At 45.5% G+C, this 24,042-nt stretch carries 23 protein-coding genes and 1 pseudogene; 16 read left to right on the top strand and 8 right to left on the bottom strand.

The genetic code is table 11. The features are described 5' to 3' along the window. A pseudogene (locus HMPREF9193_RS11435) lies at positions 1-350 on the bottom strand (formylglycine-generating enzyme family protein); the annotation flags it as partial. A gap of 247 nt (positions 351-597) precedes the next feature. After that, positions 598-1,674, bottom strand: coding sequence for a leucine-rich repeat protein (locus HMPREF9193_RS10480; protein WP_021688118.1), 1,077 nt, complete (start codon positions 1,672-1,674; stop codon positions 598-600). Positions 1,675-1,901: 227 nt separating this feature from the next. On the opposite strand from HMPREF9193_RS10480, the gene HMPREF9193_RS10475 reads away from it, so the two are divergent. Genes HMPREF9193_RS10475 through HMPREF9193_RS10465 form a run of 3 tightly spaced genes read left to right on the top strand, consistent with a single transcriptional unit; the run spans position 1,902 to position 6,249 of the window. Next, the gene (locus HMPREF9193_RS10475; protein ID WP_021688117.1) at positions 1,902-3,722 is read left to right on the top strand and encodes a proline--tRNA ligase; all 1,821 of its coding nucleotides are present in this window, start codon (positions 1,902-1,904) and stop codon (positions 3,720-3,722) included. Next, positions 3,719-4,828, top strand: a complete 1,110-nt coding sequence (locus HMPREF9193_RS10470) for a DUF7954 domain-containing protein (protein ID WP_021688116.1) — start codon at positions 3,719-3,721, stop codon at positions 4,826-4,828. The genes HMPREF9193_RS10475 and HMPREF9193_RS10470 overlap by 4 nt, the downstream gene beginning before the upstream one ends. Positions 4,829-4,851: 23 nt before the next feature. Then, on the top strand, positions 4,852-6,249 hold the full coding sequence (locus tag HMPREF9193_RS10465) for a histidine kinase N-terminal 7TM domain-containing diguanylate cyclase (RefSeq protein ID WP_245565511.1): 1,398 nt from the start codon (positions 4,852-4,854) through the stop codon (positions 6,247-6,249). A gap of 244 nt (positions 6,250-6,493) precedes the next feature. Here HMPREF9193_RS10465 and HMPREF9193_RS10960 read toward each other — a convergent pair whose 3' ends face one another. After that, entirely contained in the window at positions 6,494-7,447 is a 954-nt protein-coding gene (locus HMPREF9193_RS10960; RefSeq protein ID WP_021688114.1) for a GerMN domain-containing protein, read from the bottom strand. 125 nt (positions 7,448-7,572) lie between these two features. On the opposite strand from HMPREF9193_RS10960, the gene HMPREF9193_RS10455 reads away from it, so the two are divergent. After that, entirely contained in the window at positions 7,573-8,817 is a 1,245-nt protein-coding gene (locus tag HMPREF9193_RS10455; RefSeq protein ID WP_021688113.1) for a hypothetical protein, read from the top strand. A gap of 106 nt (positions 8,818-8,923) precedes the next feature. Here HMPREF9193_RS10455 and gltA read toward each other — a convergent pair whose 3' ends face one another. Both gltA and HMPREF9193_RS10445 read right to left on the bottom strand, forming a co-directional pair. Further along, complete coding sequence (gene gltA, locus HMPREF9193_RS10450; protein ID WP_021688112.1) at positions 8,924-10,420, bottom strand: NADPH-dependent glutamate synthase; 1,497 nt, start codon at positions 10,418-10,420, stop codon at positions 8,924-8,926. A gap of 1 nt (position 10,421) precedes the next feature. Further along, positions 10,422-11,273 (bottom strand): sulfide/dihydroorotate dehydrogenase-like FAD/NAD-binding protein, encoded by an 852-nt coding sequence (locus tag HMPREF9193_RS10445; RefSeq protein ID WP_021688111.1) that lies wholly within the window; start codon positions 11,271-11,273, stop codon positions 10,422-10,424. A gap of 215 nt (positions 11,274-11,488) precedes the next feature. Here HMPREF9193_RS10445 and HMPREF9193_RS10440 point away from each other — a divergent pair, with 215 nt between their 5' ends. From HMPREF9193_RS10440 to recR, 5 genes are all read left to right on the top strand, one after another. Then, positions 11,489-12,229 (top strand): SIMPL domain-containing protein, encoded by a 741-nt coding sequence (locus tag HMPREF9193_RS10440; RefSeq protein ID WP_021688110.1) that lies wholly within the window; start codon positions 11,489-11,491, stop codon positions 12,227-12,229. Positions 12,230-12,257: 28 nt separating this feature from the next. Further along, a complete protein-coding gene (locus tag HMPREF9193_RS10435; protein WP_021688109.1) occupies positions 12,258-13,043 on the top strand; it encodes a hypothetical protein in 786 nt (261 codons plus the stop codon). 103 nt (positions 13,044-13,146) lie between these two features. Continuing rightward, positions 13,147-14,856 carry a DNA polymerase III subunit gamma/tau gene (gene dnaX, locus HMPREF9193_RS10430; protein ID WP_040848296.1) on the top strand — a complete coding sequence of 570 codons (1,710 nt, stop codon included), beginning with the start codon at positions 13,147-13,149 and terminating at the stop codon, positions 14,854-14,856. Beyond that, positions 14,843-15,184 carry a YbaB/EbfC family nucleoid-associated protein gene (locus HMPREF9193_RS10425; RefSeq protein WP_021688107.1) on the top strand — a complete coding sequence of 114 codons (342 nt, stop codon included), beginning with the start codon at positions 14,843-14,845 and terminating at the stop codon, positions 15,182-15,184. The genes dnaX and HMPREF9193_RS10425 overlap by 14 nt, the downstream gene beginning before the upstream one ends. Next, positions 15,181-15,768, top strand: a complete 588-nt coding sequence (gene recR, locus HMPREF9193_RS10420; protein ID WP_021688106.1) for a recombination mediator RecR — start codon at positions 15,181-15,183, stop codon at positions 15,766-15,768. The genes HMPREF9193_RS10425 and recR overlap by 4 nt, the downstream gene beginning before the upstream one ends. Positions 15,769-15,842: 74 nt before the next feature. Here the strand turns inward: recR and HMPREF9193_RS10415 are convergent, their stop codons facing one another. Beyond that, positions 15,843-16,262, bottom strand: coding sequence for a hypothetical protein (locus HMPREF9193_RS10415; RefSeq protein ID WP_040848294.1), 420 nt, complete (start codon positions 16,260-16,262; stop codon positions 15,843-15,845). Positions 16,263-16,341: 79 nt separating this feature from the next. Here HMPREF9193_RS10415 and rsmI point away from each other — a divergent pair, with 79 nt between their 5' ends. From rsmI to HMPREF9193_RS10395, 4 genes are read left to right on the top strand one after another with little or no spacing between them, the layout of a single operon-like run. Further along, on the top strand, positions 16,342-17,022 hold the full coding sequence (rsmI, locus tag HMPREF9193_RS10410; protein ID WP_021688104.1) for a 16S rRNA (cytidine(1402)-2'-O)-methyltransferase: 681 nt from the start codon (positions 16,342-16,344) through the stop codon (positions 17,020-17,022). Between the two features lie 5 nt (positions 17,023-17,027). Further along, positions 17,028-17,315, top strand: coding sequence for a flagellar biosynthesis anti-sigma factor FlgM (locus HMPREF9193_RS10405; RefSeq protein WP_021688103.1), 288 nt, complete (start codon positions 17,028-17,030; stop codon positions 17,313-17,315). Positions 17,316-17,327: 12 nt separating this feature from the next. After that, entirely contained in the window at positions 17,328-18,476 is a 1,149-nt protein-coding gene (locus HMPREF9193_RS10400; protein WP_021688102.1) for an iron-containing alcohol dehydrogenase, read from the top strand. A 6-nt stretch (positions 18,477-18,482) separates the two neighbouring features. Then, a complete protein-coding gene (locus HMPREF9193_RS10395; RefSeq protein ID WP_021688101.1) occupies positions 18,483-19,349 on the top strand; it encodes a TrmH family RNA methyltransferase in 867 nt (288 codons plus the stop codon). Here the strand turns inward: HMPREF9193_RS10395 and HMPREF9193_RS10390 are convergent. Then, complete coding sequence (locus tag HMPREF9193_RS10390; protein ID WP_021688100.1) at positions 19,330-20,274, bottom strand: HDOD domain-containing protein; 945 nt, start codon at positions 20,272-20,274, stop codon at positions 19,330-19,332. The two genes, HMPREF9193_RS10395 and HMPREF9193_RS10390, sit on opposite strands and share 20 nt — an antisense overlap. Before the next feature lie 96 nt (positions 20,275-20,370). Between HMPREF9193_RS10390 and HMPREF9193_RS10385 the strand changes: the two genes are divergently transcribed. The 3 genes from HMPREF9193_RS10385 to HMPREF9193_RS10375 all read left to right on the top strand — a co-directional run bounded on the left by HMPREF9193_RS10385 (position 20,371) and on the right by HMPREF9193_RS10375 (position 22,289). Further along, on the top strand, positions 20,371-21,351 hold the full coding sequence (locus HMPREF9193_RS10385) for a hypothetical protein (protein WP_156882498.1): 981 nt from the start codon (positions 20,371-20,373) through the stop codon (positions 21,349-21,351). Between the two features lie 94 nt (positions 21,352-21,445). Beyond that, on the top strand, positions 21,446-22,003 hold the full coding sequence (gene lspA, locus HMPREF9193_RS10380) for a signal peptidase II (protein ID WP_021688098.1): 558 nt from the start codon (positions 21,446-21,448) through the stop codon (positions 22,001-22,003). Positions 22,004-22,016: 13 nt separating this feature from the next. Next, positions 22,017-22,289: a hypothetical protein gene (locus HMPREF9193_RS10375; RefSeq protein WP_021688097.1), complete on the top strand. Its 273-nt coding sequence runs from the start codon at positions 22,017-22,019 to the stop codon at positions 22,287-22,289. 72 nt (positions 22,290-22,361) lie between these two features. Here HMPREF9193_RS10375 and HMPREF9193_RS10370 read toward each other — a convergent pair whose 3' ends face one another. Beyond that, positions 22,362-24,035, bottom strand: coding sequence for a DUF8510 domain-containing protein (locus HMPREF9193_RS10370; RefSeq protein ID WP_021688096.1), 1,674 nt, complete (start codon positions 24,033-24,035; stop codon positions 22,362-22,364). Between the last annotated feature and the right edge of the window lie 7 nt (positions 24,036-24,042).

Genomic DNA, 24,042 nt, shown 5'->3' with positions numbered 1-24,042 from the left:
TTATTGCCCATCACCGCTTGCCACAGCTCCTGTGTTACCTCCGTCTCTCCTATAAAGTATGCACTTAAGCTGATACTGTGCGGTTTATTATCATGTACACCGTTGTGTCCCACTATATCGGGGTGTCCCACGCTCTTGCCGGTTACCGCGGCTATCTTTTTCATCGTAAAGCTTATCCCTTTTACCGTGTAGGTTTTGTCGGTAGATACAGGCGGTTCTTCAAGCTTTGCTGCCGCTTGCGGGCAGGCGGTAAACAGCAATGCCAGTGTTAAAAGTGCGGCTGTGATGAGAGCCGCGGCTCCCGTTCTTGTCAAGACGTGTGCCTTGTGTTTTGTTTTAAACTTTGTCATATCTTAACTCCTAATCAAAGTTATTTGATTGTTTTAAGGGGACACCCCTTTGGAAACCCCGCTGAAAAAGGTACATCCTGTTCGCCGCAAGCGCAAACTCGCACGGCTATCCTGGGCAAACATCCTGTTTGCCACTGGTTTTACGCCACCGTACAGGATGTACGGTGGTTTTGTCATGCGACGTTTTAGGCGGTAAGCCTAAAACTCGTGTTGAAAACTGCACTCAGGATGTGCAGTTTTCAAACATTTACGGATTAAGTTCCGTAAGACCTTCAAACTTTTTTCTTTTTTCTGCTTCGTCGGCGCCGGGAACAGCCATTTTATTAAGTGCGTCAGCTGTAGTGTAGTTGCCGTAATACGCTTGCGGCACTTTTATGCTCTTTTCGCCGAGGGCTGTGCAGCCATTAAAAGCATTGATAAAAAAGCCGCTGGTATTGTAATCGCATTTAAGCGTAACTGAGGTAAGGCTTGTGCAGTTTTCAAAGCAGCGGAGCATATACTTAGTTTTTTTCGGTATTGGCGGAGCTTGTGTGAGTTTTGTGCAGTTTCTAAAGCAGCTTCCCATATCCTTAACTTTTTCCGGTATTGCAGGTGCCTCTGTAAGGTTTGTGCAGCCCCAAAAGCAGCCGTTCATGTTATCAACGCTTTCAGGGATTACCGCTACGCTCACAAGGTTTTCGCAGCCGAGAAAGCAATTTCTCATATGCGCAAGACCTTCTACCGTTTTCGGCCATTTAAGTGAAACTTTTTTGGTAGGGTTGGCTTTCAGGATTTTTCCGAGCCGGCTCGGCTTTGCATCCTCTCCATCCAAGTCCGCCCCCTTAAGACCTGTTATGTTGATGTAATAGATACCGTCGCTTGCAGGGCTTGCGGTTGTTAGATAGTTAACCAAGTCTGCACCGTCTGTGCCGAACGCAATGGTTTTATAGCGGGCAAAACTCACCTTTACCGCCGTTTCGCCTGTAATTTGTACCGTTGCAGTAGTATCGCCGTCCTTGCCTCCCGTTTTAAACGTGCCGCCTGTTATAGTCCATTTTTCAACAAAATAGGTATTCAAAGGCGTTGCCGTAAAGGTTACGGTTGCGCCTTGCGCAACCTTGCTGCCCGAAGTAATTTCGGTACTGCCGGCCATTGCTTTAAGCTCGCCGTTTGCAGGTGTGCCTTCTACGCTAAAGGTTAGCGTGTGCGTCGGTGCAGGCGGAGGCGGAGTAGGCTTAGGTGTTTGTACGGCGTTCGGGCACGCGGTAAAAAGCAGTGCCGCAGCTGCCAAAGACAGCGTTAAAACTGCGGTTGTGATGAGTGCCGCACCTCTTTTTTGTCTCAAGGAAAAAACTTAGTCTTTGAATTACTTGTTTTCATATAATCCCCTTAAAATTATTTTTATATATTTATTATACTACTTCATCCGTCAAAAAACAGTTTATACGAGTAAAAAGAACCAAAGTTACTAAAAAAGAACTTTGGTTACCTGATGAATACCGGCTGTGTGCGCTGTTTTGCCAAGCACAAACCTCTTCCCCAATGCTTCCGTTTTCTTTATACTAAAGCATCATGAAAACTTCGCAAACTACGATGTTTACGCTTCGGGAAACACCCGCTGAAGCGGTTATTGCAAGCCATCAGCTTATGCTGCGTTCAGGCTTAATGCGCAAATTGGGTAACGGTTTGTTTGCCTATTTACCTATGGGCTTAAATTGCTTCCGCAAAGTGGAGCAAATCATCCGCGAAGAAATGAACCGCATAGGCGCTCTTGAATGCAAACCCTCGGTTGTCGTGCCCGGGGAATTATGGCGCGCTTCCGGACGCTGGGATTCCATGGGAGACGGTTTACTGCGTGCAAAAAACCGGCTCGGCCAAGAATTGGTAGTAAGCCCGACCGCAGAAGAAGTGTTCACCGCTTTAATAAAAGATGAAGTTTCTTCCTATAAACAATTACCGCTGGTACTGTACCAAATAAATACCAAATTCCGCGACGAAATACGGCCACGCTACGGCGTTATGCGCGGCAGAGAATTCACAATGAAAGACGCATACTCTTTTCATACTGACGAAAAAAGTATGGATAAAACATACAACGACTTTGCCCTTGCCTACCGCAGGATTTTTAAACGGCTGGGTTTAACCGTTATTTCCGTGCGCGCCGATTCGGGTGCAATGGGCGGAACAGGCTCGGAAGAGTTTATGGTAGAAAGCCCCGTAGGAGACGATGTGCTTATTCTATGCCCCTCGTGCGGCTATGCGGCAAATACGGAAAAAGCCTCATGCGCAAACGATCCTGTACTCGGCGAAAACGGACAAAGCATAGAGCCGAACGGAAAAGCTGTTGAAGCAGTCGATACCCCGAACGTAAAAACTATAGAAGAGCTTGCCGCATTTTTACACAGTTCTGCCAAATCTTTTATAAAAACGCTGATATATCGAGCGGACAATGCCGAATTGCCTATAGCAGGCAATTACCCTGCAATGCACGATGAGCAAAACGGTCAAAGCTGCCGCAGCATTTTTGTAGCCGTGTGTATACGCGGCGATTTGGACATAAACGAAGCAAAACTGGCCTCGTTTTTAAAAGCATCCGAAGTATGCCTTGCGTCAAACGACGATGTCGAACGCGTTACCGGAGCTCCGGTAGGTTTTGCAGGTCCGGTAGGCTTAACGGGAGTACCCGTTATTGCAGATACAACGGTTATGAATATGCACAATGCGATTACCGGCGGCTTAAAAAAAGACGTTCATTTATGCAATGTGGAACCGCTTCGCGATTTTACGCCCGCTTTTCAAACGGATGTGCGCATAGTTGTTGCCGGCGACAAATGTCCTCACTGCGCCTCGGAATTTTACAGCACTAAAGGCAACGAACTGGGGCATATATTTAAACTCGGTTATAAATACAGCGAAAGTATGAACGCTTGTTATTTGGATGAATCGGGCAAACAACGGCATCCGCTTATGGGCTGCTACGGAATCGGCGTAGACCGCACGCTGGCTTCAATTATAGAAGAACACCACGACGACAAAGGTATCGTCTGGCCTATGACGAGCGCCCCCTATCAAGCAGCTGTTATTCCCATACGCTACGAAGACGATATGAAAAAAGCCGCTGACGAATTGTATGAAAAGCTGCAAGCGGCAGGAATGGAAGTGCTTTTGGACGACCGCAACGAACGTCCGGGAGTAAAATTCAAAGACATGGATTTATTAGGCATTCCCGTGCACATCATTGTCGGCGATAAAAACCTGCCCAAAACGGAATTAAAGCTGCGCTCAAACGGAAAAACCTGTTTACTCGGCATAGACGAAGCGGTTGCGCACACAAAAGAGATTGTGCAAAAAGAACTTGCACAATTAAACGACTGCTCTCAAATTCGCCTATGAAAAAAACTTTGTACGCGCTATGCGCTTTGTTATGCTTGTGTTCGTTTCCGCTGGGCGCCGTTCCCGGCGTAAAAGATTTTTTGCCGACAGAATCCGGTCAATACGTATACTACAAAGATGCAACTTTTCAGCGCGAAGCATACGTCGGCTTTTTACAGTACGATGAAGCGCGTTATGCAATCCGCTACTATGCACCCGAAAACACTAAAACGGGGCAAAAAGAGGAACAAATCGAATTATTTTTAACGGTCGACACCAAAAAAGATTATATATTGATGACCGGAGAGCGCATTGTTGCAAAAGAAGCAAACGAAAACACTGCCACTCTTAACTATTTGCACGATTTGTTTTACGAGTTTGCTTCGCAACGCAAAAAAGTAAACGGCGCAAACTTTAAAGGCTCTTCCGCTGTTCCTTTTTCCGTTCAAAAAACCGAAAACATCGCCCTGTTCGGCGGAGAAGTCAGCCTTACATACGATTACCTTATTCCGATATTTAATTTGCGCAGCATTACAAATAAAAAAGGCGAAAAACAGTTTACCGCCGTTACTATGGGAAAACTTGCTTCTTCAAGCGATGTGGCTTTTTCGTCCTTTACCGGCATTCCACCGCTCCCCCCGGCTGCAATACAAACGGCAGCACAAACCGGCGAACAAACCAAAACGGCAAAGACTAAAGCAAACAAAACCGGCATAACCGATAAAGCGTTTGCCGACATGGAAGCAAAATGCGTTCAAATTGCAGACAATTTTTGGTTTTGGGAAAGCGAAGCGCTTATGTATTCTGACAGTTTACCGGTCGATACCGAAGCTTTAAAAGGAAAACCGTACGGCTTGTATCGGTTTTTAGCGCGCACACTATTGTGCAGTACCAATAAAACCCTGGTAAACCTCGCAACACAAAACATAAAGATACAAAACAAATGCTTGGTACTGAGCACGTATGCTTACGACCTTGAATCCGAACGATACGTTTTTGACGTAAAAATAATCGCAGCGAAAAAAAACGCCGCCCCCGATATAACCGGATTGACTTTATATGCCGATTATTATAACATCAATAAAGATTATTTTGACAAAAAAATTCAATTAATAATACAACGCTAAGCGTATCATACCGGAATATGAATATGTCGGACGTTCTTGTTTTTTTACGCATCGTCAATACCATAGTTGCTTTTGCAATAACAGTGCTTTCATTAAAAAAAAGCAACGAAAACCCTCTTTTTAAACACATAGCAAACTTAACCGCAATGCTCGGTTTTTGGGATTTTATACGCCTTTTTTTATTGCAAACAAAAGACCCGCTGCTGTGGTTTTTTATGGCACGTTATTTGTATGTGTGCATAGCGCTTTCGGCATTGTTTTTGTTTTATTACGCACAATCATACTGTATGCCTCAATTTCCCCCTTTATTCCGCAAGCTAATAGCTATTATACCTGTAATAACTTGTATCCTTAGTATTACGGCAAACAAACACTCTCTGTTTATTAATTTAAGTCCGGATAAAGAAGTTTTTGCCGTTATACACAATCCGCTTGTTTTTGGTCCATGGTTTTATGTACATGCCTTATACAGTTATATATTAATCTTTTTTTCATGCATTTTATTTTCCGTTAAAATATTTTCGCCGGAAGTAAAAAACCGCGGAGCCGTTGCCGCTATGACCGTGAACGCATTTCTTTTTACCCTAGTCAATATAGTCGGCACCTTTGTAATTCAAACGGACATAATACACTTACTTTCGCTTATCACTCACCTTTTTAGTATCAATGCGTTTTATTTTTTAACGTATTTGGACAGCGACCAAATGGTGCCGTATTACGGAAAAAAAGATTTTTTTCAAAACTTTAATCAGCCGGTACTTGTTTTTAATGCAAAAAACGAATTGCTTGAAGCTAATACCGATGCCGTAAACTTTTTTAGCGCAACGAACATACCGCACAAACCTTATACGCTGTATAACGATATTTTTTGTGAATGCCGTTTTGCCCCCATCAAAAGCCGGGAACAAACGGCATCCGTATTGTACTTACAGCACATAGAAACGGGTAAAGTGTTTTTATGCTATAAAAAAACGATTTTAGATCCTAAAAAAAATAAAGCTATCGGTACAACCCTTATTATGTACAATGCTTCCACGCTGGGTAACCTTATACAAACAATAGAAGAAAATGCGTTTACCGATGTACCCTGTGCATGTTTAAATCGGGCGTGCTTTGAATTAAGGAAAGAGGGTATTTTAAACAACACGCCAAAACCCTGCCTTTTACTTGTTGCCGATATAGACAATTTAAAAAAAGTAAACGATATGTTCGGACACAATGCGGGAGACGAGTATATAAAAATTTGCGCCGCAATACTGAAAAAAACGCTTAAAATGCCGAACACGCTGTTCCGCATAGGCGGCGATGAGTTTTTTGCCTTTATACCTCATTTTACCGGAACGAACATAGAATCAATTATAAAAAAACGGAAGCTTTATGCGCCAAACAAAAAAAGCCGTGGAATTTTTATATTTCAATAGGTTTTTCGATTGTAAAAACCGCAGATACCGACTTTACCAAACACTTTGCACAAGCCGATAGCGATATGTACCGGCACAAACAAAAACATAAAAACCTGCCTTTTTTAAAAGAAAGCGTTTAATTTATGCGCACCGCTTATGCGTTTATGTGTACCGGCGCACTTTGTGCGCGCTGCGGTATACTTTATGTGCGCTACGATATACTTTGTGCGTGCTGCGGTATACTTTGTGCGGCGGATTGGTTTTATTTAAAGTTTGCACGATTTAAAGGAGTGCCTATCCACACGCCTTCGCCGCCCAAGTATTCGCTTTTTTGTCCTTCAATTAAAAATTGTACGTTGTCTATCGTTCCGAACGCAGTCGCCGTATACACTACTTGCATAAGCTGACCCAAATAACCTTCCACACCGTATTTGTTAAAAGCGAATTCTTGACTAAAGTTTACCGAAGCTGTTCCGTTACTCACCGAAGCCGAAAGCAGTTTTGTTCCCGAAGGAATAAGCGATATATATCCTTTTTCCAATTCGGAAATACCCGGCCCTTCAAGCAGCGCATTGAGCGCCGAAGTAAGCGGTAAATCGTTTTTCGGCACTGCGCGGTTTACTTCTTTGCGCTCTACAATGCCGTCGCCGTTTATTACGATAAAGCACAGATATTGATTCATCTTTGCAACAGACTGCGTGCCGTTTGCCGTTTTAGAAGCAGGCGCATCTGTTTTTTTATCCGTACGGTCGGTACGGACAGGTGTTTGCGTTTTTTTATTTTTATCTTCGCTTTTAGGTACGAAAACTTTTTTTTCTCCCGATAAAGCATCGGAAACAGGGCTGTCGGCAGTGCCGCTTTTACCGCTCGGAATTTCCTGAACGGAAAGCCCGTTTGCTCCGCCGGTAGTGCTTGTTCCGCCCGTACCGTTTGCTCCGCTTTGATCGGTTTTAAGCGAATTACCGCCTGTTATATCAAAAACTTCGTTTTGACCGGGCAGCGGTTGTTCATCCGTGTTTCCTTTTCGGTCTTTATCGGGCATTTCATAACGGGCAACGAATTCGGGCTCGGAACCGAATACGTGTTCAAAAAAAGCGGTTTCTTTAAGAACTCCGATAATATCGTCTTGTTTTATCAAAAAAACAACCAAAAGCGCCAACGCCGTCGTAATCCAAAAAACGGCGGCAACTCCGGTATATTTTTTGTCGTTTTTCATAAAGATAACTATAATGGAACAAACCGGTTTTGTACAGTACAGCAAGCTATATCAGATTCTAAAGCGCACTATCAAGCACACATAAAAAAATTGCCTTTTAAATCAGTCTATGTTATACTGGACACATGAACCACTTAAAAAAAATAAGCGCACTTGTTGCCGTGCTTTTCTTTTTTGCCGTATCGATTGCGGTGTATATACATTTTAGCTTAAAAACAAACACCGTGCGCGTAGCTTTTTACGGCATACCAAAAGATACGGCGGCGGCTTTTTCTTCGTGGCTTGACGGCAGAAATGTCGGCTGGACGAGTACTTTTTTAAATGCAAACAAACCGCTTAAAGAGCTTATTACTAAACCGACGCAATACGATATACTTTTTATTTACGACGGCTGCAACATGGATTCGATTGCCCCGTTTGTACGCAATGCCGAAACGGCAGCTTTACAAATTTTGCCGCCGGTTATACGCATAGCAGTGCAAACGAACGGACGCTTAGTGGGAACACCCATTTTAATCGACCCCTTTCAAGTTTTTTGCAGCAAAGCGGCTTTGGACGAGCACAAAACAATAGACCCTGTGTCGCTCGCACAGCTTGAACGGCTCGCTCAAAAAAAACCGGACAAACGCAAAAAAGCGGCGCCTTTTTTATGCGCGGGCAAAAACGATGAGCATCTTATTATGTTTTTTTCATCGCTGCTTGAAGCTTGTGCGGGAAGCGCCGAATGGGAAAAAGCCGCCTCCATGCTTTCTTCTTGCGTACCGGCAAACTCTGCCGCTCTAAAACCGGATGATTTTACCGCTTTTTTTGAATTAAAATCGGTGCGTTCCGTTCTGGAGCGTATTATGTATTGGCAGCAAAATGGATTTTTAAGCGAAAAGTGGCTTAATTTAAGCGTAAACGAAGCTTTAGAAGCTATGGAAAAAAATGCCCCAGCCGTTGTATTCGCCCCGCTGTCGTTTTACCGCAGCTTAAGCGAACAGGGGGCACAAAAGTATACCCCTTGGTATATGCCGTCCGACAAAGCCGGTGCAAAGCGTTTTTTTACGGCGCAAACGATTGCCGCTTTACAGTTTTCGGTTCTTAAATCACCGCTGCAATCGGCGGCGCAAGCAAACAACAAAGGCTCTGCCGTGCGCGCCGTTATCCGCGAAATGGTTTCATCTCCGGCACAAACCAAACTGTTTGCACAAACTGCCTTGGTGCCGGTTAATTCGGGTGCAAAATCCGATTTTGCCGCAGAGCGCGCACAGCGCATTTTAAGCTCTTCGGACGGCATTGTTCCCGATATCGCGCGCGCCGCCTTGTGCGCTCAAAGCTCACGCTCAAGTTTTGCTCAAGCTTTACGCAAAGCGCTGGCAGCAAACTGAAATCTGCAACACCGCTTAAACTATCGGCGCCGTATGGAACAGCGCGCAGGATGCAGCCGAACACAGCTTGTATACCGTGCAGCGCACGGTATACAAACGCGTAAGTTTATGCCAAATAGCGGTTTATACTTGCCGCAGCTTTTCGTCCCTCGCCCATAGCAAGAATAACGGTTGCAGCCCCCAGTACGATGTCGCCGCCAGCCCACACTCCCGGATAAGAGGTTTTACCGTCTGCATCGGTTTTTATATGCCCTTTTGAGTCGGCTTCCAAACCGGGTGTTGTTTTTTCCATAAGCGGGTTGGAGCCGTTCCCCAGTGCAACAATAAGTGCATCGCAAGGAATTTCGTGCTCGCTTCCTTTAACCGCCACCGGACTTCTGCGTCCCGATTCGTCCGGCTCGCCTAATTCATAAGACAAAAGACGCAGCGCGCATACGCAGCCGTTTTCATCGGCAAGCACTTCAACCGGATTTTCCAAAAAGCGGAATTCAACGCCTTCTTCTTCGGCATGCGCTATTTCTTCACGGCGGGCAGGCATTTCGGTACGGGTTCTGCGGTACACAATCGACACGTTTTCGGCTCCAAGCCGCAGCGCCATACGGGCGGCATCCATTGCAACGTTTCCGCCGCCGACAACGCATACCCGTTTTGCTTCGTACAGCGGTGTGTCTGCGTGTTCGGTATCGTACGCTTTCATAAGATTCGCCCGGGTAAGATATTCGTTTGCACTGAACACTCCGATAAGGTTTTCGCCGGGAATATTCATAAACTTGGGCAAGCCCGCTCCCGTTCCCACAAAGGCGGCGTCAAAGCCCTGTTCCTTTAAAAGCTGCGGTAAAGTACCGGTACGGCCGACTAAAAAGTTTGTACGGAATTCAACGCCCATTTTTTTAAGCATATCCACTTCCGAAGCAACGATAACTTTCGGCAAGCGGAACTCCGGTATGCCGTATATCATTACCCCGCCTTCTTTGTGAAAAGCTTCAAAAACCGTAACGCTGTGCCCGGCGCGGCGGACATCGGCTGCAACGGTTAAACCGGCAGGTCCCGAACCGATAACGGCAACGCGTTTTCCCGTTTCAGCGGCAGGAACGGGCGGTGTTTGCAGCGCGTTTTCCCGCTCATAATCGGCAACAAAGCGTTCCATTCTGCCGATAGACACGGATTTTTCAACATCTTTAAAAATCTTACCGACCGTACACTGTGCTTGGCACTGTTTTTCCTGCGGACAAACTCTGCCGCAAATTGCCGGCAGCAAATTTGTAGTTTTAATAATATCCACTGCTTTTTTAAACTCGCCTTTTGCGGCTTGTTCCAAAAATTGCGGAATGGGAACCCCCACCGGGCAGCCGGAAACACAGGGTTGATTTTTACACTGCAAACAGCGGTTCGCTTCCACTATCGCTTGTTCACGCGTATAACCTAAAGCAACTTCGCTCATTTGACGGGCGCGCACTTTCGGTTCTCCGCAAGGCATTTCTTGCTGTTCGATACTGTTGCGATCCCGTGCATTTAAGGGCCCCGCTTTTAATTTTTCAGACAACGCTTCATATTGTTCGTGCGCTTTTTTTTCAAGCGTTTTAAAATCTATATATGCGCTCATATCAGCCTCTCAATGCCTCGGCGGCTTCTTCCATTTTACATTTATGTGTTTGTTCCGCTTCGCGTTTTTTAAAAGCTTTCATGCGCAACATCATATTGTCCCAGTCAACCAAAGAACCGTCGAATTCGGGTCCGTCTACGCACACAAATTTCGTTTCGTTTCCGATGGCAACGCGGCAGCCTCCGCACATTCCCGTACCGTCTATCATAATGGTGTTTAAAGACACGGTAATGGGCACATTGTACGGTTTTACCGTCAGCGTGCAAAATTTCATCATTATAGGAGGTCCGATTGCAACAACTTCATCGGGTTTGCTTTCTTTTTCGCACAGCGCTTTCAGCGGTTCGGTTACCAAGCCTTTAGTACCGGCACTGCCGTCATCGGTCATTAAAAAAAGTTCGTCCGCAAGTGCGCGCATTTCTTTTTCAAAAATAATTAAGTCTTTATTCCGTGCACCCATTATAACGATTACGCGGTTCCCGACTGCTTTATGCGCTTGAACAATCGGGTGCAGAGGAGCCACACCGATACCGCCGCCGACGCACACAACCGTACCTTTTTTTTCTATATGAGTGGGATTCCCCAAAGGTCCGAGCACAGCGCCCAGTTCATCACCCTCTTTTAAGCGCGACAACTTAATGGTGGTAGCACCGACCGTTTGAAAGACTATGGCTATCCAGCCTTCTTGGGCATTTGCGTCGGCAATCGTTAAAGGAATGCGTTCGGCATATTCGATGTCCAACTGAACAAGCACAAATTGTCCGGCTTTTCGGTTGCGCGCAATTTCGGGTGCTTCAATTTTGGCATAAAACACGTCGGCAGAAAGCTGACGTTTTTCAATTATTTTGTACATCCGGAAATTTCCCTCCTGTCGTGTATGTTTTCTTAAGCGTCACTATAACATATACGGACGGAATAGTATAGGCGCATTCGATATTTTATGAGCGTTTAATTAAAATTTCCGCCGGCTTTACATAATTTTTTGCCTCATATTTTAAGCTTTTTATGTAGCTTTCCCAATTGTTATGTGTTTAATCGGTATAGCACATTTTACCGGAGAGGGAACAGATGACAACAAAAAGCAAAAAAGATTTAAAACAGCCTTTATTGATTGCAGGCGTTATTTTAATTTTATTGGGCGCAAACACGTTTTTATCGGCGCAAACTGTACAAGGACAACCATCGATTACGGTAACGGGTAACGGTATTGTTTCGGTTAAACCCGACACGGCTGTTATCAGACTTGCCGTAGAAACGAGTGCGCAAGAAGCGGCAGCTGCGGCGGCACGCAACGCGACGCTTATGAACAGCGTTACACAAGCTGTACAAAAAGCGGGAATAAAAACCGAAGATACGGCAACACGCGGCTACAATGTGTTCCGCGACACGCGCTACAATTCAAAAACGGGAAATTACGAAGAAAAAGGATATAAAGTCGTTAACACATTGACCGTTACCGTGCACGATATTCAAAAAACCGGTGCGATAATAGATGCGGCTTTAAAAGCCGGAGCAAACCAGCTTTCTGAAGTGTCTTTTTATACAAAAGATACGAGCGAAGCATACAAACAAGCGCGCACCAAAGCCGTTTTGCAAGCAAAAGAAGCCGCACAAACTTTAAGTGCGGCAGCAGGTCAAAAAATCGGTGCGGTTCTTTCTATAGAAGAGCTCAGCGGCATTCCTATATACCGCAACACTGTTAACTACGATGTAAGCATGCTCAAAAGCAGCGGGCAAGAAGCAACTCCAATTACGCCCGGAGACACGGAAGTGTCGGTTACGGTAAAAGTTGTTTTTGAATTAAAATAAAAAGCAAAACAAAAAACCGGCAATTTGCATGAACGGCGCACAGTGGCAAGCTTTTAGCGATTTTAAAACGGCTTTTAAAGCCAAAACAACTCAATGGCAGCAACAGATTGAAAAAAACGGATTGCTTGAGCGGCTGCGCGACTTACAACGCCAAAGCGCTGAGCACGACGGAGTTCCGCCCTACTCTTTGGATACACCGATTGTGTATAACCGTGCTTTGGACGATGTTCTTCCGAGCGATGATATAAAAATCATTTTAATCGGCGACAATCCCGGAAAAGACGAACAGCTTAAAGCAAACTGCCGTTATTTAGTCGGTCAATCCGGAAAAATCGCCGACGGTTTTTTCCGTAAAAACCCCGAATTGAAAATCGATTTTCGCAAAAACGTTTTAATTTTAAATAAAACACCGCTGCACACAGCAAAAACAAAAGAGTTGTCCATATTAATAAAAAGCGGAGAATCCGTATTTGCCGACATTATCCGCGAAAGTCAAATATGGTTTGCCGAAAACACGGTAAAACTGCACGGCGCTTTGTGCAGCGGCGGTACGGAATGCTGCAGTTTATGGCTTATCGGCTATGCTGAATTAAAAACGCGCGGTTTGTTTTGCGAATACAAAAACGCTTTAAACGCCGCATACGGTGCACTCGGCAGTTCTCACAGTGCTACGCAAAACGTATTCGTTTACCAGCATTTTTCGATGAACCGTTTTTTAATCGATTTAAAAGAGCGCAGCCGAAGCGATCTGTCCCTTACGCAAAATCTCCGCTCCGTCGGCATTTTCCATCGAAACGAAATTTTGGGCTGGTAGCCCCGCCCCCTATAATACCCCTAAGGATTTATTCAAAAACAGGAAATATTAAAACAATTCCGAACGCTTGCAGAATGAGGGTTTTTCGGGTATGCTGTTTTCTATGGCTTATGAAGTAACGGCTTCGCGGCGCAGACCGCAGCGTTTTGAAGAATTGGTAGGACAGGATTTTGTTGCAGCAACGCTTAAAAATGCCGTACAAAGCGGAAAAATCGCTCATGCGTATTTATTTTCAGGACCGCGCGGATGCGGCAAAACGTCGGCGGCGCGCATTTTGGCAAAAGTTTTAAACTGCAACCAAAGTCCAGACCAAGCCCCTTGCGGAACCTGTTCGGCGTGTACGGAAATAGCAAAAGGCTCTTGTTTGGATGTTATAGAAATAGACGGAGCTTCAAATACCGGTGTAAATGATGTACGCCAAATAAAAGATGAAGTGCTTTTTCCGCCGAACTCGTGCAAGTATAAAATATACATTATAGACGAAGTTCACATGCTTTCGGTAAGCGCTTTTAACGCTCTTTTAAAAACAATTGAAGAGCCGCCGCCTTACGTTATTTTTATTTTTGCCACAACCGAATTGCACAAAGTGCCGGCGACCATAAAAAGCCGCTGTCAACAATTCCATTTCCGTCTCGGTTCTCCGGAGCAAATAAAAACGCTTTTAGCCGATGCGGCAAAAGAAACGGGTATAAAAGCGGACGAAGACGCTTTGTTTTGGATTGCCCGCGAAGCTACCGGAAGTTTTCGTGATGCGTACACCCTGTTCGACCAAGTTGCCGCTTTTAGCGAAGGGCACATTACCTACGAAAAAATCCGCGACAAACTGGGACTTGTCGGAACGGATCAATTAAATACATTGTGTACACTGTGCGCCCTCTCAAACGAAAAAGAAGCGCTGCTGTTCATAGACGATATGCTGCAAAGCGGCGTATCCGTAGAACAATGCGTTTCAAACATAAGCGATTATCTTCGCGCTTTACTTTTTATAAAAGCCGGCGTTACAAAAGAAGCGCTATTGTCGCAAGCGCCGGAGCGTTACAGCGCCGAAGCGCTTAACGCATGGTCGGCTTCGCAGTTGGAAAATGCACTTTCACGCTTTTTACAGCTATACCGAGATATCCGTTATTCGCTTAATCCTCGCTATGAACTGGAACTTGCCGTTCAAAAACTGTGTTCGCTGTCGTCCTTAATAAGCGCTGCCGATGTAAAACAAGCGGTAGACAAAGCGGCGCATCTTTTAACGGGTAAAGCGTATCAAACGGCAGCTCAAAGCGGAGCCGAAAACGCAGCGCCGGCAAGCTCTCCGGTACAAGTACATTATCCGGCAGCAAGCAGTATGCCCCAATCCGCCGCGGCGCAAGCTTACACAGCAAGCGAAAGTCAAACGGTGCCGGCAGCATCGGCGTATACACAAAACGCAGAAAATCCGCATCTCGTGCAAAACACGGGGAGTCCGCTATCCGTAGCGCAATTAAAAGAACAAACCGTAGCCGAAATAAGCCTTTCCAAAGCCGCTGCCGCTGCTGCTTTGTCGCGCACGGGAGCGTGGATTTTAGAAAACGATACGCTTCGCATACCGGTACAAACGGCATTTGAGCAAAACCAGCTTGCAGGCGAAATCTCTTTACTGAATTCATCGGTGGCAAAACTGTGGGGCTCTCCCCTTCACTGTAAAATAGAGCTGATTGCCGTACAAAACAAAAACGAACCTGAAGATATTCCGGAGCAAGTACAGATGGTATGCGATGTTTTTCAAGGGCAAATTCAAAAAATAGAAATACAGGAAAAGGACGAAAGCGGTGAACCCGATTGATTTATTAAAAAACATACAGAATTTCCAAGGCGAGCTGGCAAAAATACAAGAAAAGCTTAAAAACATTTGTGTTACCGGCAGTTCAGGCGGAAATATCGTAAAAGTAAGCGTAAACGGCACGTTTGAAGTAACCGCCGTCGAAATCGACCCTATAGCCGTCGACCCGCGCGACGTTCCCATGCTGCAAGACCTTATAAAAGCGGCAATACACGATGCGAAAACTAAACTGCAAGAAGCTATAAAAAACGAACTCGGTCCCCTGCTCGGCAGTTTAGCCGGTCAGGGCACAGATATATCCGGATTAATCAACCTTTTAGGTGTACAATGACAGCTCTCGACGAACTTGCAGACAGCTTTTCGCGTCTTCCCGGAATAGGCAAAAAAACAGCCGTCCGTCTCGCCCATCATTTGCTTAAAACGGAGCAAAGTTTTTTAGAGCGCTTTGCTTCACAGCTTGCAGGGCTGCACGAACGCATACACTATTGTTCCGTGTGCGGCGCGTGTACCGAAAATGACCCCTGCCCTATATGCAGCGACCACTTGCGAGACCGCCAGCTTTTGTGCGTTGTGGAACAGCCGCAAGATGTGGAAACAATTGAAGCTTCTCATGAATACCACGGACTTTTTCACGTTTTGGGCGGTCTTATCGCCCCCTTGGACGGCATAGGACCTGAAAATCTAAACATTGCAAAATTGATTGAGCGTATACAAACCGAACATACCGCCGAAGTAATCATTGCAACGCCGCCGACAATCGAAGGCGATACAACGGCGCTGTACATCCACCGGCTTTTAAGCACATACGAAACAACGGTTACCCGCTTGGCTTCGGGTTTGCCCGTCGGCGGGGACTTGGAATACGCAGACAAACTAACCCTTGCCCGCAGTTTCCGCGGACGCACAAAAATTTAAGCGCATAGCGGCATAAAAGATGATGATCCGAACGCAGCCGGCTTTTTCAGCCCCGCGTTCCGCTTTGCACCGGGCTACACACGGTGCTTTTTTTTGTGGCATTCGGTACAGCCGGTAACATGTACGTGTTTTTTTCCGCTTCGTCTGGTAAACAAATGTGCGTCCAAATGGCCTTCAAACGGCACTTCTTGATGACAAACGGGGCATATCCGTTTTAACCCCGGTTCGGGACGCGGATAGCAGTGCGGGCAGCCGTGTATCGTGCACGGTTCATCGTTCATTGTTGCCGGTTTATACACGCGAGCTACCAAATTTTCTCCGGCATACAGTTTGGAACCGCACAAAGGGCACGGAATTTTTTCTCCGAGCGCTTTTTTTTTGCGCAGCGGTCGACCCCCGCTCCAATATTTTAAAAAAAACCGCCATGCAAGATAAAACACAACCATCATGCATACAACGGCAAAAGCCAAAGCAAAAAGATAGGGTATATCCATAATAGACAGTATAACATTTTTTTTGTTTTTTGCCACAATTATGCTTGCAGGAACTGCATTTTAACGTTATACTTATACTGTGGGCGATTTATACGTAGTCGGAACGCCGATAGGTAATTTAAACGACATAAGCCGGCGCGCATTGGAAACGTTTCGGCAAGTTGATATAATCGCTGCAGAAGATACGCGGCATACCCTGCATTTGTTAACGCATTTTGATATTAAAAAGCCGCTTATTTCGTGCCGCGCACAAAACGAAAAGGATGCGGCACAGCGTATTGTCGGCTTGCTTGCGCAAGGAAAATCGGCAGCTTTTGTAAGCGATGCGGGCACTCCCGGCATAAGTGATCCGGGCGCTCTTTTAACCGATACGGTGCGAAAAGCCGGACACCGTGTTATACCGATTCCGGGTCCGTGCGCAGCGGCAGCTTTAATCAGCGTAGCCGGAAGCGGCGGCAAAACGGTTGTTTTTGAAGGTTTTTTACCGCAAAAAAGCGGAAAGCGCAAAAGCCGCTTAAAAGAGCTTTTGCAAACCGGCTGGGCGTTTGTTTTATACGAATCGCCGTTTAGAATTGTTAAACTTTTGTCGGAAATTGCCGATATTGAATATGAGCGGCGTGTTGTAGTAGGCAGAGAGCTTACTAAAATACACGAAGAAATCGTAGAGGGGAGCGCTGCCGACATAAGCGCCGAGTTCGCCGCCAGAAGTAAAATACAAGGCGAATTCACCGTTTTTGTGGCGGGGGAAAAAGAGAGGTAAACACTATGGTTATTGACAGACTCGGAGGAATCGACCCTCTAAAAGACATTCAAAGCACTCACAAAAACACGGCTAAACACAACGTCAGTGCCGGACGCGACAGTATTTCAATTTCGGATGAAGCCAGAGAAATGGCAGAAGCATATTATTTGTCCGAAGTTGCCGCGGAAACGCCTGACGTACGATCAGAGCGTGTGGCGCAAGTACGCGAAAAAATTAAAGATCCCGCATATTTGAATGCACAAACCATATCTTCTACTGCAGACAAAATATTGGACTCTTTCGGTTTATAAATCGGAGTACTGATGCCGGATTTTATTTTTAAAATCTCTCCGAATATTATACTCGGTTCCTATACTTCAAGCCGGCTCGGACAATTTGTCCGCGAATGGGGAACCCGTTATATGCTTATACTCGACCCCGTTTTGGAAGAATTCGGCACGTCGAGCAAAATAGAAGAATCCTTAAAAGACCGCAGTATCAATTATTTTGTGTTTGATGAAATTCCTCAAGCACCCGACACGACTGTGGTAGCACAAGCGCTGCGCCTTGCCCGCGAAGCACACGTGCACGGCGTTATATCGGTCGGCGGACCTAAAACGGCAAATATAGGAAGAGCCGTATGCGCTTTATTTAACGAAAGCCACGATATTTACGATTTTACCGAAGGCGCTCAGCCGACCTCAGGCTCTTTGCCCTTTATAACCGTTCCGACTACCATCCGCGACAGCTTTTTGTTTTCGGATACTTCTCCGCTTATCGATGCGCGCAGCCGCCAACTAAAAATGCTTAAACTGCAGCCTGCTTTGTGCCGCCTCGCTTTATTCGACCCGAATTTAACCGTAACGCTTACGGAAAGTCAATCCGTGTCGATGATTTTGCACACCGTTTGCATAGCGATTGAAGCATATATTTCGCAAAAAGCAAACTTTTTTTCCGACACTATAATCGAAAAAGCCGTTGAACTTTTAGGCGGCGCATTAACCGAGCCTTCGGCGTTAACTGCATCCTCTCCTAAAGAACAGCTTGCTTTGGAAGGCGGCTGTATGACATCTTTGGGCGTTTCCAGCAGCTCCATAGGAGCGGGCACGCTGCTTGCACATGCAATCAATGCCCGCTATAAATTGGCAACATCTCTTACGGCAACGGTTTTTTTACCCTATATTATTGAAGATGCCGCAAAGTATAAAACCGAAAAATTGGCAAAGCTTGCGCGCATTATGCATGCAGCCGCCGATACTTCATCGAACGAAGCGGCGGTTTCGGCGCTTGCAGAAACGATACGAAGTAAAATAGCAGCGGCAAATTTACCGGCACGCTTAAAAGACTTATCGGTTTCCATAGAACAGCTTGCGCTTGCCGCCGAAGATGCCGCAAAACTGGACTGTATGAACGCTATGCCCCGCTCAATGACGGCGGACGATTTATTCGATATTATAAAACAAGCTTTTTAATCGGCTATGATAAACCTCTTAAAGCTTGAACACATGCACAGCGGCTTTCGGCGCAGAAAAACCGCGCTGACACTGGGAGCTTTGGAACGTGATATAAGCGGCAGTGCAGACCAAACTCTTTTAAAATCATCTTTTTTTGCTACAGTGGAAGAACGCCGCGAATACGTAAAAAAACTGGTGCGTATTGTAAGCGAAGACAGCAAACTGAGCGAAGCTGCGCGTTCCAAGCTTACCGAACTGCTGTGCGCCGACACCTTTGACGAGCGACGCGCATGTAACTATGCGCGAAACTGTTTGCTGGAAGCTATCGGCTGCCCCAGCGCCGAATGGGATTTGATTATAGCGCCTCACGCAATTCCGAGCGCTCAACAAGTGCAGCAATCTCAAACGCTGCGGCCGTTTTACCAAGGCTTATTTGTGTATGCGGAAGACATCCGCTCCCCTTTTAACATGGGTTCTGTTTTTCGTACAGCCGAAGCGTTCGGCGCTGAAAAATTGTTTTTATCGCCTTTGTGTACCGACCCGAAACACCCGCGCGCCGTACGCTCTGCAATGGGCTGTACCGAATTTTTACCCTATGAACGCTGTCCGCTTGAAAAAATACGAACGGCAATGCCCGATCTTCCCGTATTCGCTTTGGAAACCGGAGGCACTCCGATAAAAGATTTTACCTTTCCGCAAAAAGGCATTGTAATAATCGGTTCTGAAGAATTGGGAATCAGTCCCGAAGCGCTCGCCCAAGCAGATTACGGCACTGTAACAGTTCCGATGACCGGCATTAAAGCATCGCTTAATGTGGGAGTAGCGTTCGGCATTCTTATGCATGCGTGGGCACAAAGCATGCAAAGCCGCTCTACATCGCTTCAGATTTGAAAGCTGCTTGCAGTTTCTCCACTATTTTTTGCAGTTGAGTTTCATCGGTTATATTAAAACGTTTTAACACCGACGGTTCGAATTGATAGAATTCGGCTTCTCCGTCTTGATAGTGAGAAATCATATTTGCCAAATAAACAACCGAAACAAGTTTTTTAGTTTCATCGGATGCTGCATCCGGATCGTGGTGATAGCGTATCGTTTCGCTGATAACCTTTGGAAAATTCCATTTTTCCGCAATCAATGCGCCGATTTCCGAGTGGTTTGCGCCGGAAGCCAGCCTTTCAAACATACGCGGAGAAGCAGCTTTAGTATCGCACAGTTTTTTGAATTTTTCGATAAGTTTCGGGTGAGCCGAATCAAATACAACTTTTCCCATATCGTGCAAAAGACCGCACACGTACGAATCGGCTACCAAGCTGTGATCCGAAGCGCAAAAGTTTCTGCTTAAATTGTACGAATAAAAAGCAACGCGGTACGAATGGTCCCACAGCTGGCGCTGCTCTTTTGTCGCATTGCCCAAGGTTTTAATCGAACCTAAAGAATACAAAAGATTTTTTATGCCCCGAATACCGACCAGTTTTACCGCTTCGGCTATACTGTGGCAGGGGGCGGCAAGGGCAAATGCCGACGAGTTTACCAATTTTAACAAATCCGCAGTAAGCGCAACGTCGTTGCTTATGTGCAGCGCAATATCCGACAGTTTTGAATCAGGATCGTTAAGCAATTGGTTTATGTGTGCGATGTTTTCGGGGAACTGCGGCATCGTTTCTATTATATCAACCAGATTTTTAGAAAGGGCGCTCATATTTTTAGTGCTTTCTTCGTCCAAAGACAAAATAACACGGATTATGGTTTCGCCGTTTTCCGACAACACTTGCAAATTGTCTTCCTGCAATCCTATTTTTTGCAGCATCAATACCATAATAATTAAGCCTAAGCCGGCACCTTCGGTGTCATCGAGTACTTCGGAAAACGCTTCGTCTATCGAATTGTATTGCTGCGCACGGGCGATTTTATCGTGAATGCGCTTATAATTCTCAGTACGGCGGTATTGTTAACCAATGTGCGCGCTTTACAGCGTTTTGCAAGCCGTTTATACGTAGATTCTTACAGTACTGCTTTCCGTATTGCTGCAGGGATTGAATTAATTCTTGTAGTATGCAGCGCTGCGGTTTTGTTTTACTTGCGCCCGCACACAATAAACCCCAAGCCGCAGTTGAGCGTATACACCGGCTCTTTTGAACGCAACTTTAAAGCCAAAACGGAAGTTTCCCGCCCCGTGTCGCTGGTTGTTTATGAATACGGAACATCTTTCGCCGCCAATACAAACGAGCCTGCAATATTGTTTGTGCCGGATACATACGAAGTTTGTGCGGATTACGAACTCTATGCCCAAGAGGCGGTAAAACAACAACGCTATGTTATAGCAGGCGATTTTTACCGCTTTCCGGCATCCGAAAACGCATCACCGTCTGAACGCTTTTATAATTCGCGCAGCTTTAAAGCTTTTACAGTGCACAAACGTGCAGCTATGCAAAAAGCGGAGACAAAGCGCGATACCCGCAAACTGCGCGGAACGGCACAAAACACACAAAGTATCGAACATCAGCGGTTTATACGGCGTAAACAAGCGGAAATTGAAGCGATGCTCGTTATTGCAGGACAAAAAACATCATCGCTTATCATAGCCGCACAGGGCGATTCTTTTGCGGCGGCAAGCATATTAAAAGAAAAATATCCCGGTTTTATCAGCGCCGTTTTTAATACGCAAACCGGAACGGATTCTTTTTCTTTTATACGGGATACGCTAACCGTAAGCGAACCGCTGGATGCACTGTTTTTATTTTACGGCGGAGTTTCGGGTATCGGCGATTTTTATAAAGCACGCCGACTTCAAAAAGCCGAAGCCGGCTCACCCGCATTTGCCAAAGCCCTTGCGCCGTATATACAAAGATCAAACGTACCGGCAAAAAATCCTACCGAATTTGCGGCACAATAAGCAATAAAAACGCGTGCAAAAACCGCCAACAAAAAATGCATATACTCTAGCCGTTTTTGAACAAATCCGTTATACTGTTTTATAAGGAGTTATTGTGGAAGAAATCGTTCCCGTACATCTAAAAGAAAACGACAGCATGCGCAGCAAATTGCTTCCGCTTATATTGACTATAGCGGTAATAGCCGCAGATCAAATTGTAAAATATTTTATCGCTTCGGGTATAGAACTTTACCAAGTCGGCGCACAATTTTTTGACGGTTTTATACGCATTATTCACGTACGCAACCCGGGTGTTGCGTTCAGTATAGGCATGGGTTTGCCGGAGTTTACCCGCCGCGTTATTTTTGCGGTTATGCCGCTTATCGTGCTGGTTGTTATTATGATTTTATATTTCCGCTCAAACGATTTTACTTCGTTTCAGCGATGGATGATTTGCGGCATTGTCGGCGGCGGCATGGGAAATTTAATCGACCGTTTTTTTAGACCCGCAGGCGTTGTCGATTTTATTGATGTGCGCTTTTTCGGCATACTCGGTATGGACCGCTGGCCGACTTTTAACATAGCCGATATGTCCGTCGTTGTATGCGGAATACTGCTGTTGCTTTCGTTTATCATCGGTATGAGCCGCACGCCGGCAAAAAAAGACGCGTAAAAAGGAGCAGGGTATGACTAAAAAACAAACTACCGTTGTTTTTATTGCAGTCGCTACGGCGGCAAACATAGTGTTAACCCTTATTTTACTTGTGCTGTTTACCGTGCTCGGCGGCTTGATATTCAAAGAAAAACTGGGAACGGCGCTGCCCTTTTTGTTTATAGCGGCTATCATTGCAGGTATATTTATCTACCAAAAAGGTGCAAAATTCGTTATAAAAAAATTCAACCTTGAAGATAAAATGGCGCCCATTTTCGGCTCGTCTAAAAGGAACCGCTTGGACTGACCGGCAAGCTTTGCCGTTGCCGCTTAGACAGACGGGCAAACCGGTTTTGCCGTTATCGCTGCAGCCGTAAAATCAATAACCGTCAGACATTGCGCGGTTTAAATCCCGCTGATACAATTCTTGATACGTTAAGCTGCGCGTGCGCAGCTTTTCTTTTACTTCTTGTGCAAAGGGTATATGACGCCAAAAAATTGCCCGCGTTTCTTTTTCCAAACGCTGCACACCGTCGCTTTCTTTAGTCATCCATAAAACGTAATCTTTTATAAAGTAATCTTTTATATCGCCTTTTAACTTTTGAGACACAAACCATTGGTAATATTGACCGGTTAAACCTTCTTCCATCCAATAGTACGACGCTTTTTCTTTTGCAACTTGCCAGCGTAAATCCGCTACCGCCATAAGCAGCGCTACTTTTAAGCTTTTCGGATACATCGGAATAACAATACGGCCGCGGCTGGTAATACGGTTGTAGCGGTCAAAGGGTTCCCAGCAAAAACCGAATTCCCCGTAAGTAGGAATTAAAATAACAAAAGGAACGATTCTATTCGATACGTTTTTGTGCATACGACAATAGGCAAGCGGGTCTATCGATTCTATCCACGCCATAATGTCGATAACGTTTTCTCTAAATCCGGTTTCGCGCGGCATACAGTGAAAAAACTCCCGCGTAAAAATGGGAAACGGATTTCCCTGCCTGCCGACGGTCATCTTTGCCATTTGGCGGATTGTACCTACTTCCGTGTCCAATTCCGAACTGCTGACGCTCGCGTTTTGCTCTTCGCCGCCTTCAAGCTTTGCATCCAAAGAATCTTCTATTTCTTTTGCTTCTTGATACTCATTCAAGTACGAAACAAGCTCTTTATCGTTTTTCAGCAGCGCGCGCAGCCTTTCATTTACTTCAGACACCAATTTTTTTTGCATTTCCGAAAGCGGCTGTTTATGCGGCTCTGCGCCGGCAATAGGCGGGTGGTCGCAAATAATTTCAAAGCGGGACTTTAATTCCGCTTCAAGCATAGAACGCTCGCTTTCTTTCATAACCAAAAAATTTTCGGCAGACTGCAGTTTTCCCGAATTTTTTGTTTTTAGTTGCATAAGGCGCGCGGTTTCTTCAGCGCTTCCGGCAGGTGCCTTTTTTTTAGCAGGCGTTTCGTCGGTAGCCGAAATCTTTATTTTGCCGGTCGCTATATCGCGGAACCATTCGTCGAGGTAGTACACCGGTTCGTTGGATATGTTTTCCACAAATACTTTTGAAAACATATCTTTTTGTTCCGTCGTAAATAAAGACGGCAGCACTACGCCGAAGCGCAATGTCATTCTTTTTACCTGTGAAACCGATTGTTTTGCCATTTTAGGCGCAAGGGAGCGTACGAATTCCCAATAAGCGGTAACCAACTGTTGTCTAAACACGGTTCTGTCTTTGGGATCGTCGCAGTTTAAATATTTGGACAAAACATTATGCAAGCGCTGAGCGCTTTCTTTTTCGCCCGATAAAGAGGTTTTATAATATGAAGTGTCGTTAAAAACTTCGGTAGTGTCGGCATCGGAAAAAAACTGTTCAACCGGCTGAAATTGTTTTATCATCAAATTAACCGGTGCCCACGGGGCGGTCGGCTTTAACGATGCACTGTCCGTTTCGTCTTGATCGTCTTGCTGGACAACGGCGCTTGCACTAAAAGAGGTTATCGGTTCAATTTCTTCCGTATTTTCAAGCAAAGCCGCAATTTCAGGGGCTATTTCATCGTTCATAGACACA

This window comes from Treponema lecithinolyticum ATCC 700332 (assembly GCA_000468055.1).
Classification (GTDB): Bacteria; Spirochaetota; Spirochaetia; order Treponematales; family Treponemataceae; genus Treponema_C; species Treponema_C lecithinolyticum.
The sequence above is the reverse complement of the archived record's forward strand: the minus strand, read 5'-3'. Positions and strand labels throughout refer to the sequence as shown.